This is a genomic window from Klebsiella sp. WOUb02 (assembly GCF_050058015.1).
Lineage (GTDB): Bacteria > Pseudomonadota > Gammaproteobacteria > Enterobacterales > Enterobacteriaceae > Klebsiella.
In genome coordinates this window covers 528,958-542,526 of sequence record NZ_CP170110.1, presented here as the reverse complement: position 1 = coordinate 542,526, position 13,569 = coordinate 528,958, and the positions used below count along the sequence as shown (strand labels likewise).

The following is a 13,569-nucleotide window of genomic DNA, read 5'->3' as shown; positions in this document are numbered from 1 at the left end:
CACCCGGCCCTGAGGGTTTGAAAACGGCCACAGCGAAGTGATGCCCGACCGCGGGTGAGATCATGCCGGAATGAGGGGTCTCCTCGGCCTGCGCGGCGTCAGGCTGAGAGATGACCCGTCTATAAGAGTGGCAAAAGTCGCCGGCGATGCAAGCGGAACGTGATGATTTAAGAGGAAAGAGCCTGCTTCTGCGCCTGAATATCCTGTTCGATCCCGGACCGCACGTCCGCAGGGATCTTCAGCGTTTCGCCCAGCGCGTTGAGGTAGCTGCGCTCCATAAAATGGTCAATATCAATCACCGCGCAGGCTCAGATAGTAGATTTCCAGCGCCTCCTGCTCGCTGCTGATGCCCTGCGCCAGGCGCTGCGGGTCGAGGGGCTGAGTTAACGCGCGATCGATAAGCACCCGCCCCTGCACGTCGATATTTGCCGCGCGCAGCTGCTCTTCGATGCTCGCGCGTTCGTTTTCATCAATATGCCCGTCGCTTTTGGCGGCAAAGACCAGCGCCTGAATCAGCCGCTCGCTGCGGGCATCTGATTCAGGCGATGACGGAACCTGCCCGGCCGGCGGCGAACCGGCGCGCATTTTCTGCTGATACTTGTTCCACAGCACGCTTCCGGCCACCGCGCCGCCGCCAACCAGCAGCGCGCTGGTGCCGTATTTCGCCAGCAGCTTACGCGACGATTTGCTGGCGACCAGCAGCCCTGCCAGGCCGCCCAGCGCGCCGGGCAGCAGCAGATTGTTACCGCCCGAGCGATCGTCAGATGAAGAAGATTGACTCTGCTGACCCAGCAGAGACTGCAGTTGATTAAGCCAGTTAGCCATGATTCCCTCGTTGCACAATAGGCGATGTCATCAGCCTAAACGACGCGATGTCAGGAAATGTTATCAGCGGCTAAAGATGCGCAAATTCCGCGGCTCAGGCCGCTTTCGCCCTGCGCGGTTTGGGCGCCGCTTTTTCCGCCGCGCCGTCGTCCGCGCTAGCGCTGATGGCGTCATCGCTGACGTCAGCGGACTCCTGCCCTTCGTTTTCTTGCTGTTCGACGGCGTTCTCTTCCGCCTCAGGAAGTTTTCCGGACTTCATAATGTGATGTAAGGCGTCTTTGCGCTCCGCCAGCCACATCGCCATCTCATCACGCTGGGCCTCATCAAGCGTCAGCGGGCAGTCTACCAGCCAGTCGTTAAGGACTTCGGCAAGATCGAGCATTTTGTCGTAAGCATCGGCCTCTTTTTTGCTGGTAAAAGACATCTTTTCCTCACCTTCGCGAATCACCACATATTTGATTGCAACCGCCATTGTGCAGCCTCTTTTATACTGTATTTATATGGCTATGTTTGCAAAGTATGTTGGTTATGCCGTAATGCAATTTGTAGCCAGACTTTCACATCAATTACGGTGGTCTCAAACAGCCGCCTCCAGGCCAGATAATTCGGCAGATATGCAGTCCCTACACCATGAAATCGCTTCATCCAGCCTTTTAAACGACTGATATAGCCATTCACATGCTGTATATGGAATACACTGTCGATAACACGCTGATTATCCAGTGCTATAAGACGGTAGTGGTTCATCCCGTGTTCACTGGCAAACGTCCTGTACCAGCTGGCACCGTCCGTACACAGAATTGAATCCTTGTCTGCTATCGGCTCAAGGAATCGATGAATATTTTCAGTATCAAATTCCGGGGGGATGCAGTCACTCACACGCCCCTGCCGGTCACAGGCTATGACGACTGGCACCTGTTCCTGTTTTTTTCGCTTATCCACCTCCCCGCCGCGTTTTCTGGCTTTTCGGTGAATGATGTTGCGTTTGCCTTTGCTGGATTCAGGGAAAAAAGTCTCATCGGCCTCAATGATCCCGGACAGGGGATTTATATTATTTGCTGCGGCTGAAGCCAGAAAGCGATGACGCCATCTGAATGCTGTTGTCAGATCAATCCCTGTACGCCTTGCGGACTCACGTAATGTCAGCCCCTCCTGCATACAGCGCAGATAATCGAACCATTTTTGATGGTAATGGAGCCGGGCCAGCGGGCTTCCGGTCAGGCTGTTAAAGGTTTTTCCGCAATCCTTGCAACGATATCGTTGTATGTCTGAATCGCGTCCCCAGCGGATTGCTTTTTCACTGTGGCAGTGAGGGCAACATAACTCAGGCGGGCTGGTGTCAATAACGGAAGCGGTATCCGTCTGAAGGTTGTCATTCAGCCAGGTAATGAGATGAAGTCGGGTATTAGCAGGCAGGGATGAAAGAAGACTTTTGATCTGTATAACGTCTTGCTTTTTCATGGGAACCTCCGAGAGGGGACGTCTTTATACAGTATTATGTACAGTATAGTGAAGTTTTCCAACGGAGACTGCAAACATAGCCATTTATATACAGCATAACAAATTTAGGGCCAGGACTCAACTCACGCGCATAAAGACAGACGCAAACGGTTTCGTTTATACTGCGACGCATGTTTTTTTACTGCGGAAGAGAGTCATGACTGTATTAGGCACAGCGCTGCGCCCTGCGGCGACGCGAGTTATGCTGTTAGGTTCCGGCGAACTGGGTAAGGAAGTCGCCATCGAGTGTCAACGTCTGGGCATCGAGACCATCGCCGTCGATCGCTACCCTGACGCGCCGGCGATGCAGGTGGCGCACCGTTCGCATGTTATTAACATGCTGCACGGCGACGCCCTGCGCGCCATCATTGAGCAAGAAAAACCCGACTTTATCGTGCCGGAAATTGAAGCCATCGCCACCGATACCCTGGTCGAACTGGAGCTGAGCGGACAAAAAGTGGTCCCCACCGCGCGCGCCGCAAAGCTGACGATGAACCGCGAAGGCATTCGCCGCCTGGCCGCTGAAGAGCTGCGGCTCCCAACCTCGGCCTATCGTTTTGCCGACAGCGAAGCCGCCTTTCGCGACGCGGTGAACGAAATTGGCCTGCCGTGTATCGTCAAGCCGGTGATGAGCTCTTCCGGTAAAGGGCAAAGCTTTATCCGCCGCAGCGAACAGCTGGCCGACGCGTGGCTGTACGCCCAGCAGGGCGGCCGCGCCGGCGCCGGTCGCGTAATCGTCGAGGGGGTGGTGAACTTCGATTTTGAAATCACCCTGCTCACCGTCAGCGCGGTCGACGGCGTGCACTTCTGCGCCCCGGTCGGCCACCGGCAGGAAGACGGCGACTATCGCGAATCCTGGCAACCTCAGCAGATGAGCGAGCTGGCGCTGGCCCGCGCGCAGGAAATTGCCCGCAACGTGGTGCTGGCGCTCGGCGGTTACGGCCTGTTCGGCGTCGAACTGTTCGTGTGCGGCGATGAGGTGATTTTTAGCGAGGTCTCGCCGCGTCCGCACGATACCGGAATGGTGACCCTCATTTCGCAGGATCTGTCGGAGTTCGCCCTGCACGTCCGCGCCTTCCTCGGCCTGCCGGTTGGCGGGATTCGCCAGTATGGCCCGGCGGCTTCGGCGGTGATTCTGCCGCAACTCACCAGCCGCGACGTCACCTTCGGCAACCTGCAGGCCGCCGTCGGCGCGGGCCTGCAGGTGCGTCTGTTCGCTAAGCCGGAAATTGACGGCTCCCGCCGTCTGGGCGTGACGTTGGCGGTAGCGGATAGCGTTGATGAGGCGGTGGCGCGCGCCAAAGCCGCGGCGTCAGCGGTGGTGGTTGAGGGATAAAAAAAACCCGGTAGCGTTGCCGCTTACCGGGTCAGAACTGAGGCGCGGAATTACTTCGCGCCTGCTACCGCTTCACGAGCCAGAGTGGTGATACGGTCGTAATCGCCCGCTTCCAGCGCATCCGCCGGTACCAGCCATGAACCGCCGATACACAGAACGCTGTTCAGCGCCAGGTAGTCGCGGTAGTTAGCCGGAGAGATCCCGCCGGTCGGGCAGAAACGAATGTGGGCGAACGGACCGCCAATTGCCTGCAGCGCCTTCACGCCACCGTTGGCTTCGGCCGGGAAGAATTTAAACTCTTTCAGACCGTACTGCATGCCCAGCATCAGCTCGGATACGGTGCTGATACCCGGGATCAGTGGAATCGTCCCCTCTTCCGTCGCCGCCTTGAGCAGAGAATCGGTCAGGCCCGGGCTGATCGCGAACTGCGCTCCCGCCTCGGTCACTTCTTTCAGCTGCGCCGCGTTAGTCACGGTGCCGGCGCCGACAATCGCCTCCGGGACTTCTTTGGCGATTACGCGGATGGCATCCAGCGCGCATTCGGTACGCAGGGTCACTTCCAGTACGCGTACGCCGCCTGCAACCAGCGCTTTGGCCATCGGCACGGCGTGTTCCAGCTTTTTCACCACGATCACCGGGACAACCGGGCCGGAGGTGAGGATTGCTTCTGCAGTTGTTTTCCAGTTTTTCATCAGAGTCTCTCTCTCGCCAGATCTACAAATTGTATAGTCTTAAAAAGTGATGCAGGTTGCGCCCTGTTCGGCTCCGGAGAGCTTCTCACGCAGCGCAGAGAACATTTCACGACCGCTCCCGACTCGCGAACCGCTCAGGTCAGGAATATGCGGCTGCCGCGCGGCCAGTTCGCCATCGTCCACCAGCAGCGTCAGCTCGCCGGTCTGGCCGTTGACGCGGATGATATCGCCGTCGCGGACCTTCGCCAGCAGCCCGCCGTCGTAGGCTTCAGGCGTGACGTGGATCGCTGACGGCACTTTGCCGGATGCGCCAGAGAGTCGACCATCGGTGACTAGCGCTATTTTGAAACGGCGGTCCAATAATACACCAAGAGGCGGCATAAGTTTATGTAATTCTGGCATGCCGTTCGCTTTTGGTCCCTGATGACGCACCACCACCACGCAATCTTTGTCCAACATCCCGGCTTCGAAAGCGGGCAGCACGTCGTGCTGGCTTTCAAAAATAACCGCCGGCGCTTCGATAACCTGGTTTTCCACCGGCACCGCCGAGGTTTTCATCACCGCGCGGCCAAGGTTGCCGCTCAGGACTTTGGTGCCGCCGTGGCGAGAGAACGGCTTGTCGAAAGTCGCGATGACCTGGTCGTCGAGCGGCGCGCTTGCCCCTTCACGCCAGTCCAGCTGGCCGTTGTTCAACCATGGCTCCATGGTGTAATGCGCAAGCCCGAAGCCGGCTACGGTATTGACATCTTCGTGCAGCAGCCCGCCTTTCAGCAGTTCGCGGATCAGCACCGGCACGCCACCAGCCGCCTGGAAGTGGTTGATATCCGCCGGACCGTTCGGATAGAGGCGCGCCAGCAGCGGCACCACGTCCGAGAGCTCGGAGAAGTCATCCCAGTTGATGATGATGCCCGCGGCGCGCGCCATTGCCACCAGGTGCATCGTATGGTTAGTCGAGCCGCCGGTTGCCAGCAGCGCCACGATGCCGTTAACCACCACTTTCTCATCGAACATTTTGCCCAGCGGCATCCACTCGTTGCCGTTGCCGGTCATGCGGGTAACCTGACGCGCGGCGGCGGCGGTCAACGCTGTGCGCAGCTCGGCATCCGGATGCACGAAAGAGGAGCCCGGGAGCTGCATGCCCATAAACTCCACCACCATCTGGTTGGTGTTAGCCGTGCCGTAGAACGTACAGGTGCCCGGCGCGTGGTAAGAGGCGGCTTCCGACTCCAGCAGCGCCATTCGATCAACCTTACCTTCGGCGTACAGCTGGCGAATACGCACTTTCTCTTTGTTCGCCAGGCCGCTGGCCATCGGGCCAGACGGAATGAATACCGACGGCAGATGACCAAAGGAGAGCGCGGCCATCGTCAGGCCGGGGACGATTTTGTCGCAAACGCCAAGGTACAGCGCGCCGTCGAACATATTGTGCGACAGGCCGATGGCCGTAGACATGGCAATCACTTCGCGGCTCAGCAGCGAAAGCTCCATTCCGTCCTGCCCCTGGGTGACCCCATCGCACATCGCCGGCACGCCGCCGGCAACCTGCCCTACCGCATTCACCGAATGCAGCGCCTTGCGGATAATTTCCGGATAGGACTCATAGGGCTGGTGCGCGGACAGCATGTCGTTATAGGAGGTGATGATGGCAATGTTGTTACGCAGCATGCTCTTCAGCGAGGCTTTATCATCCGACTGACAGGCCGCAAAACCGTGGGCCAGGTTACCGCACGCCAGCTGGGCGCGATGCACGGTATCGGTTTTGGCTTGATTAATCCGTGCGAGGTAGGCAGTACGGACGTCTCGCGACCGTTCGATAATGCGATTTGTTACCCGTAACATTGTCGAATTCATAAAGGCTCCTAAAAATTTATCTGTCCAGCCGCGGCATTTTTACGCTGTCAAAAGAGGTAAAAGGCGCCAACGCTGCAGCTCAGAGGCAAAATATCTGCCGGCAGTGTAATAAAAAAAGCTCCGGGGGTGAATCCTCCCGGAGCTTAAAAGATTAAAAATTATGCGGCTTTCTGCGCCAGATCATGTTACCGGTAAAATAACTACTCCGGATAACGAACGCTTACTCGAATTCGTTCCATGAACGACCGTCGCGGGTGATCATCGCCACCGAGGCAACCGGTCCCCAGGTCCCCGCCTGATAGGGCTTCGGCGCGTCGCGGTCGGCGGCCCAGGCTTCGGTAATGGAGTCAACCCACTTCCACGCCTCTTCCACCTCATCGCGGCGCACGAACAGCGCCTGGATCCCGCGCATGGTTTCCAGCAGCAGGCGCTCGTAGGCGTCGGCGAGGTGCGTTTGATTGAAGGTTTCCGAATAGCTCAGATCCAGCTTGGTGATCTGCAGATTGTGCTTGTGGTCAAGGCCCGGCACTTTGTTCAGCACCTGGATATCGACGCCTTCATCCGGCTGCAGGCGAATGGTCAGCTTGTTCTGCGGCAGCTCCTGCCAGTTCTCTTTGAACAGGTTCAGCTCCGGCGTCTTGAAGTACACCACGACTTCGGAGCATTTGGTCGGCAGACGTTTACCGGTACGCAGGTAGAACGGCACGCCGGCCCAGCGCCAGTTGTCGATATCCACGCGGATCGCTACGAAGGTTTCGGTATTGCTGGATTTGTTAGCCCCCTCTTCTTCGAGGTAGCCCGGCACTTTTTTACCTTGCGCAAAGCCCGCGGTGTACTGGCCGCGTACCGTTTTCTCACGCACGTTGGCGCGATCGATACGACGCAGCGACTTCAGGACCTTAACTTTCTCATCGCGGATGCTATCGGCGCTGAGGTCCGACGGCGGGGACATGGCGATCATGCACAGAATCTGCAGCAGATGGTTCTGGATCATGTCGCGCATCTGCCCGGCCTGATCAAAGTAGCCCCAGCGGCCTTCAATGCCCACCTCTTCCGCGACGGTGATCTCCACGTGATCGATGGTGCGGCAGTCCCAGTTGTTGACGAACAGGGAGTTGGCGAAGCGCAGCGCCAGCAGGTTGAGGACCGTTTCTTTACCGAGGTAGTGGTCGATACGATAGACCTGGCACTCTTCAAAGAACTCGCCGACCTGGTCGTTGATCTCGCGGGAGGTGTCGAGCGAGGTTCCCAACGGCTTTTCCATCACCACGCGCGCCGGCTTGGCGTTCAGCTTCGCTTCGCCAAGGCCTTTGCAGATAGCGCCAAAGGTGCTGGGCGGCATAGCAAAATAGTTGATGGTGACGCGGTTTTTCTGATCGAGCATTTTGCCCAGACGGGTAAACGCTTTGGTGTCGTTAACATCAAGATTGCAGAACTCCAGGCGCCCGCTCAGGGTGTCCCACAGCGCTTCATCAATCTTTTCCTTCATGAAGGTTTCCAGCGCTTCACGAACTACCCTGGTGTAAGCATCTTTATCCCAGTCAGCGCGTCCGACCCCGATAATGCGGGTATCCGGGCTGATCTGGCCAGCCTTCTCAAGCTGATACAGGGAAGGCAACAATTTACGACGCGCCAGGTCACCCTTCGCGCCGAAGATGACCAGATCGCATGCCTGAGCCGTTTGCGTTACCGCCATGTCATTCTCCTCGGTTGATAGTCTGGTGCTTATGCCAGGCTATAATTTGTAATTTTCTTACACTGCACTGTACTGTGTTTACGATTTTCCCGAAAGCCTCGGCCCCCTTTCCTGGCGCTAAACCGCACGAGGAGAAAACTTCAGGCGACAATTTGGGCAGACGGCTAATATTGTTCGTTGTTTCGACCGGTTATCAGTCAGTAAAATACGACTCTGATCATGTAATGAAAAAAAACAACATTTTTTTAGGTCATTCCTCCCCGCTGACGATGGCGGAGGGGTATATTCTTGCTAAAACGCCTGATGATTTCACCCATTAATGAAATCGCTTCCATTGATGAGCGCCTTGTTACCATGAATATGCTGGAAAAAATTCAGTCCCGGCTGGAAAACCTTAGCAAATCCGAACGCAAAGTGGCCGAGGTCATTCTTGCGGAGCCCGCGCAGGCCATCCACTCAAGCATTGCCGCACTCGCCCTGGAAGCTGGCGTCAGCGAACCTACCGTCAACCGCTTTTGCCGGAGTCTTGAAACCCGAGGCTTCCCTGATTTTAAACTGCATCTGGCGCAAAGTCTGGCCCACGGCACCCTCTATGTTAACCGCAATGTCGATGAAGACGACAGCGTAGAGGCCTACACCGGGAAAATTTTCGAGTCCGCGATGGCCAGTTTAGACCAGGTCCATCATTCTCTCGACATGTCCGCGGTTAATCGCGCCGTCGATCTTTTAACCCAGGCGAAAAAAATCGCCTTCTTTGGCCTCGGCTCCTCGGCCGCCGTTGCCCACGATGCGATGAATAAATTTTTTCGCTTTAACGTGCCGGTTATCTACTCCGATGACATTGTCCTGCAACGCATGAGCTGTATGAACTGCAATGATGATGACGTGGTGGTGATAATCTCCCATACCGGCAGAACGAAAAGTCAGGTTGAACTGGCGCAGCTGGCCCGTGAAAACGATGCCATGGTTATCGCGATCACCTCGGCGGGAACGCCGCTGGCTCGCGAAGCAACGCTCTCCATTACGCTTGATGTTCCCGAAGATACCGATATTTATATGCCGATGGTTTCGCGCCTCGCCCAGCTGACCCTCATCGACGTGCTGGCTACCGGCTTTACCCTGCGCCGCGGCGCAAAATTCAGAGATAACTTGAAGAGGGTCAAGGAAGCGTTGAAAGAATCGCGTTTTGATAAAGAACTGCCCGTACACAGCGATAACCTATAAAACCTGATAATAAGTAGCAACCCATTACACCTTCGGTTACGTTTCAGCATAGCAACTTTACCGGCCGAAACGACCGATTCCATGTTCACGCAACACCAAAGTTGTTTCAGTCAACGGAGTATTACATGTCCAGAAGGCTTCGCAGAACCAAAATCGTTACCACCTTAGGCCCGGCAACCGACCGCGATAACAACCTGGAAAAGGTTATCGCCGCAGGCGCTAACGTCGTACGTATGAACTTCTCTCACGGTACCCCGGAAGATCATCAGACTCGCGCGGATAAAGTCCGCGTAATCGCGGCCAGGCTGGGCCGTCACGTGGCTATCCTCGGCGACCTGCAGGGGCCGAAAATTCGCGTTTCGACCTTCAAGGAAGGCAAAATTTTCCTCAATATCGGCGATAAATTCCTGCTGGACGCGGAGCTGAGCAAAGGCGAAGGCGATAAAGAAAAAGTCGGTATTGACTATAAAGGGCTGCCGGCGGACGTGGTGCCCGGCGATATCCTGCTGCTTGATGATGGCCGCGTTCAGTCTGAAAGTGCTGGAAGTTCAGGGCATGAAAGTGTTCACCGAAGTCACCGTCGGCGGACCGCTGTCCAACAATAAGGGTATCAACAAGCTGGGCGGCGGCCTCTCCGCCGAAGCGCTGACCGAAAAAGACAAAGCCGATATCATCACCGCGGCCAAAATTGGCGTCGATTATCTGGCCGTCTCCTTCCCGCGCTGCGGGGAAGATCTGAACTACGCTCGCCGCCTGGCGCGTGAAGCGGGCTGCGACGCGAAGATCGTGGCAAAAGTGGAGCGCGCGGAAGCCGTTTGCGATCAGGACGCGATGGACGACGTTATTCTCGCCTCCGACGTGGTGATGGTTGCCCGTGGCGATCTGGGCGTCGAGATCGGCGATCCGGAGCTGGTCGGTATTCAGAAGGCGCTGATCCGCCGCGCCCGTCAGCTCAACCGCTCGGTGATCACCGCCACCCAGATGATGGAGTCGATGATCACCAACCCGATGCCGACTCGTGCGGAAGTGATGGACGTGGCCAACGCCGTGCTGGACGGCACCGATGCGGTGATGCTTTCGGCTGAAACCGCAGCCGGCCAGTATCCGTCTGAAACCGTTGCCGCCATGGCCCGCGTCTGCCTCGGCGCGGAAAAAATCCCGAGCCTCAACGTTTCCAAACACCGCCTGGACATCCAGTTCGACAACGTGGAAGAAGCGATTGCCATGTCGGCGATGTATGCCGCGAACCACCTGAAAGGCGTCACCGCTATCATCACCATGACCGAGTCCGGCCGCACGGCGCTGATGACCTCGCGTATCAGCTCGGGACTGCCGATTTTTGCCCTCTCTCGCCATGAGCGCACCCTCAACCTGACCGCGCTGTACCGCGGCGTGACGCCGGTTTATTTTGACAGCACCAACGATGGCGTTGCCGCCGCTCACGATGCGGTAAACCTGCTGCGCGACAAAGGCTATCTGGTCTCCGGCGACCTCGTTATCGTTACCCAGGGCGACGTGATGAGCACCATCGGTAGCACCAACACCACGCGTATCCTGACCGTCGAATAAGCCATCGCGCAACGGACCCCGCGTATTACCTACCTGCCGACGTAAAATCGGCAGGTATTTTTTTATCCCGGCTCTGCGGCTGGCGCTCGCCGGCCAGAGCATCACACCACCCAGTTCATCAGCAGCGCGGCGGCAATCACCGTCGACGCCCCGCCGATACGGGTCGCAATCTGCGCAAAGGGCATCAGCGACATGCGGTTGGAGGCCGACAGAATCGCAACGTCTCCGGTACCGCCGAGGCCGCTATGGCAGCTGGTAACGATCGCCGCTTCCACCGGATACATATTGAGACGCGAAGCGATAAAGAATCCGCTCAGCGCCATGGCGATAACAATCGACCCGCAGACCACGACGTAGCCGACGGAGAATACCGCCACCACACTTTCCAGCGGCACGTACAGCATCCCAAGCCCGATCATCAGCGGCCATACCAGCGCCGCGGAGACAAATTTGTAGCAGCTGTAGGCCCCCACTTCCATCGCCGCCGGGATCGCTTTGGTGTATTTGCAAATGACGGCGGCGAGGATCATCAGTACCGGACCGGGAATATGCACCACCTGCTCCAACAGCCCGCCGACGATGAAAAAGGCGCAAATCATCAGCAGCCCGCCGCCCATCAGTCTGAAAGTCCGTTTGCTGCGGGCCCTGAGTTTGCGTGAAGACGCTGTTATCTTCACGGCTGCGGATCAACATTCCATTTCCGGACAGCGCGGGGCGACGAGCGCCAACTCTCGCCAGCACCCCGGCGCAGATAATCGCAAAGATATTGCCGACGACCGCCGCCGGGGCCAGCTGCGCAACGTAGACGTCGGGGGTTTGCCCGAGGATCGCTGAATAGGCCAGCGAAAGCGGGAGAATGCCCTCGCCGATCCCTCCGCCAATAATCGGAACGATAATAAAGAAGAAGGTGTGGTACAGGCTGTAGCCGAACAGCGTGCCCACCAGCAGGCCGGTAAGGATGGCGGCAAAGGTCCCGATAACCAGCGGGACAAACATTCTGACCATCCCCTGAATCAGAATCACCCGATTCATCCCCAGGATACTGCCCACCACCAGACAGGCAATAACGAAATACAGCAGATTGGCTTCTTTCATCAACAGATGCACCGTCGCCAGGGTATGCGGGGCAAACATTTCAAAGTAGACCAGCGCGGAGGGCACCATCAGGCACAGTATCGCCGGGCCGCCGATATCCTTCAGTACCGGGACCATGCGGCCAATTTTGGCAAACGCAAAGCCCAGGGTCATAATCACCGCCAGGCCGCCGATCATATTTTTTGGCAATATGCTGGCGTAGGCGGCAACGGCCACAACGATCGCAATACCGACAAACAGCACCAGCGGAACGGATCCCACTTCCGCACTCCCCAGCATTCTGAGCGCGGGTCGGGCAGGTAGTGAATTATCAACAGGATGATTTAGTGAATTATTTTCCATCTTGCACCTTATTTTTTATAAATAGCCAGGCAGGGGCATAAATAACAATAATGTTATTCAACCAGAGTAAAATCGAGAATAAAATAGTACATCGAGCACATTGAACCTGAAAAAAAGTAGCACAGCCGTCGGGCATAAAAAAGCCATGCGCCATTTCTAATGATGCTTTTGTGATTGACCTTGAATCTCAAATTTAAGTAATTTAAGTCGGCATTTTGTAATTAAAATTATCGACCCAGGGATTTTTAATCGCCCTCAATGAAAACATCAGGTTACCTTCCGCCTATATTTGTAAGTAAAGTCCTCGGCGTAAAAGTATTTAAACAAAACAGACTGTGATTTCTATCACCCTGCGGCACGCGCGGGATTGTTAGATTTAAAAAACAGTAGTCGCAGACCATACTTTATCAGGATACCCTATGCCCTCACTATTATTAGAATCACTGTTCCCGCTGGTATTTATCATGCTGCTCGGATGGATCAGCGGTAAGCTTGGCTATACTCGTCGTGAAGATGCCACGGTTTTAGCTACCGTGGTTATTCGCTTCGCCCTGCCGTTTCATCTCTTTATTGGCGCCTTAAACACCAACCCGGATAAAATTAAAAACTTCACCTTCATGGCGGTACTGGTTATTGGCCTGATGGGCTCTTATTTTCTGACCCTGCTTGCTGCTTTCACGCTACGTTTTCCGCCACGATATCAAGACCAGCGCGATCCAGTCGCTGGTCTGCTCGTTTCCCGACATGGCCTATTTTGGCGCGCCGGTGCTGGCGGTCCTTGTCGGGCCGGAGGGATTTCTCGGCGTACTGATCGGCAACCTCATCACCAGCGTATTTATGATTCCGCTGACGATTATCCTCATTCGCCTCGGCGATAAAAACGCCGGGGCGCAGGAGCCGCAGCTCAACCCCGCCATGCTGATATGGCAAAACCTGATGAAGGCGGTCAGAAACCCGATTGTCTGGATCCCAATATTAGGCGTTCTGTTAAGCCTTGCCGGAATAAAGCTGCCGCACCTCCTGAGCGCCCCGATTGAAATGGTCGGTAAAATTGCCGGCGGCCTCTCCCTGTTTGCCCTCGGCCTGCTATTTTATGGCGAACGTCCGGCGTTAAATCGTCAGGTGTTTACTAATATCGGAATTAAAAATCTAATCCAACCGGGAATGATGGCGGCGGCCGGTCTGGCGCTGGGCCTGAGCCATAGCCTAATGCAGCAGGTTATTATTATCGGCGCCACCCCGTCCGCTATTGCCGCCGGAATGTTTGCCCTGCGCAGCGATACGTATATTGAATCAGCATCCTCATCGATTTTAATCGGCACCGCACTCGGCGTGCTGACGGAAGGCTTAATGATCTATTTTATTTCATAAATTATGCCCCGACGGCAGCGCGCTATTAATTAGTTAGCAATATTGCACGGTATTTTGCATCATACATA

Annotated in this window: 6 protein-coding genes and 6 pseudogenes; 4 read left to right on the top strand and 8 right to left on the bottom strand. The window is 56.2% G+C overall.

Annotation, left to right across the window (positions count from 1 at the left end):
• Positions 1-167: 167 nt before the first annotated feature.
• From ABOC21_RS09270 to ABOC21_RS09260, 3 genes and pseudogenes are all read right to left on the bottom strand, one after another.
• Positions 168-825, bottom strand: a pseudogene (locus tag ABOC21_RS09270) (tellurite resistance TerB family protein).
• Between the two features lie 94 nt (positions 826-919).
• Positions 920-1,297 carry a YebG family protein gene (locus ABOC21_RS09265; RefSeq protein WP_426814341.1) on the bottom strand — a complete coding sequence of 126 codons (378 nt, stop codon included), beginning with the start codon at positions 1,295-1,297 and terminating at the stop codon, positions 920-922.
• A 32-nt stretch (positions 1,298-1,329) separates the two neighbouring features.
• Positions 1,330-2,286 (bottom strand): IS1595 family transposase, encoded by a 957-nt coding sequence (locus ABOC21_RS09260; RefSeq protein ID WP_426812593.1) that lies wholly within the window; start codon positions 2,284-2,286, stop codon positions 1,330-1,332.
• A gap of 196 nt (positions 2,287-2,482) precedes the next feature.
• Here ABOC21_RS09260 and purT point away from each other — a divergent pair, with 196 nt between their 5' ends.
• Positions 2,483-3,661 (top strand): formate-dependent phosphoribosylglycinamide formyltransferase, encoded by a 1,179-nt coding sequence (purT, locus tag ABOC21_RS09255; RefSeq protein ID WP_426814340.1) that lies wholly within the window; start codon positions 2,483-2,485, stop codon positions 3,659-3,661.
• Between the two features lie 50 nt (positions 3,662-3,711).
• On the opposite strand, the gene ABOC21_RS09250 is transcribed toward purT, so the two are convergent.
• From ABOC21_RS09250 to ABOC21_RS09235, 4 genes and pseudogenes are all read right to left on the bottom strand, one after another.
• The gene (locus tag ABOC21_RS09250) at positions 3,712-4,353 is read right to left on the bottom strand and encodes a bifunctional 4-hydroxy-2-oxoglutarate aldolase/2-dehydro-3-deoxy-phosphogluconate aldolase (RefSeq protein ID WP_426814339.1); all 642 of its coding nucleotides are present in this window, start codon (positions 4,351-4,353) and stop codon (positions 3,712-3,714) included.
• Positions 4,354-4,392: 39 nt separating this feature from the next.
• Complete coding sequence (edd, locus tag ABOC21_RS09245; RefSeq protein WP_426814338.1) at positions 4,393-6,204, bottom strand: phosphogluconate dehydratase; 1,812 nt, start codon at positions 6,202-6,204, stop codon at positions 4,393-4,395.
• Between the two features lie 220 nt (positions 6,205-6,424).
• Positions 6,425-7,900: a glucose-6-phosphate dehydrogenase gene (gene zwf, locus ABOC21_RS09240; protein WP_426814337.1), complete on the bottom strand. Its 1,476-nt coding sequence runs from the start codon at positions 7,898-7,900 to the stop codon at positions 6,425-6,427.
• Between the two features lies 1 nt (position 7,901).
• Positions 7,902-8,060, bottom strand: a pseudogene (locus tag ABOC21_RS09235) (formate--tetrahydrofolate ligase).
• A 159-nt stretch (positions 8,061-8,219) separates the two neighbouring features.
• On the opposite strand from ABOC21_RS09235, the pseudogene ABOC21_RS09230 reads away from it, so the two are divergent.
• Positions 8,220-9,124 (top strand): annotated as a pseudogene (locus tag ABOC21_RS09230) (MurR/RpiR family transcriptional regulator).
• A gap of 125 nt (positions 9,125-9,249) precedes the next feature.
• A pseudogene (gene pyk / locus ABOC21_RS09225) lies at positions 9,250-10,693 on the top strand (pyruvate kinase).
• Positions 10,694-10,794: 101 nt separating this feature from the next.
• On the opposite strand, the pseudogene ABOC21_RS09220 reads toward pyk, so the two are convergent.
• Positions 10,795-12,130 (bottom strand): annotated as a pseudogene (locus ABOC21_RS09220) (2-hydroxycarboxylate transporter family protein).
• Between the two features lie 419 nt (positions 12,131-12,549).
• Here ABOC21_RS09220 and ABOC21_RS09215 point away from each other — a divergent pair.
• Positions 12,550-13,501 (top strand): annotated as a pseudogene (locus ABOC21_RS09215) (AEC family transporter).
• The last annotated feature ends 68 nt before the right edge of the window (positions 13,502-13,569 follow it).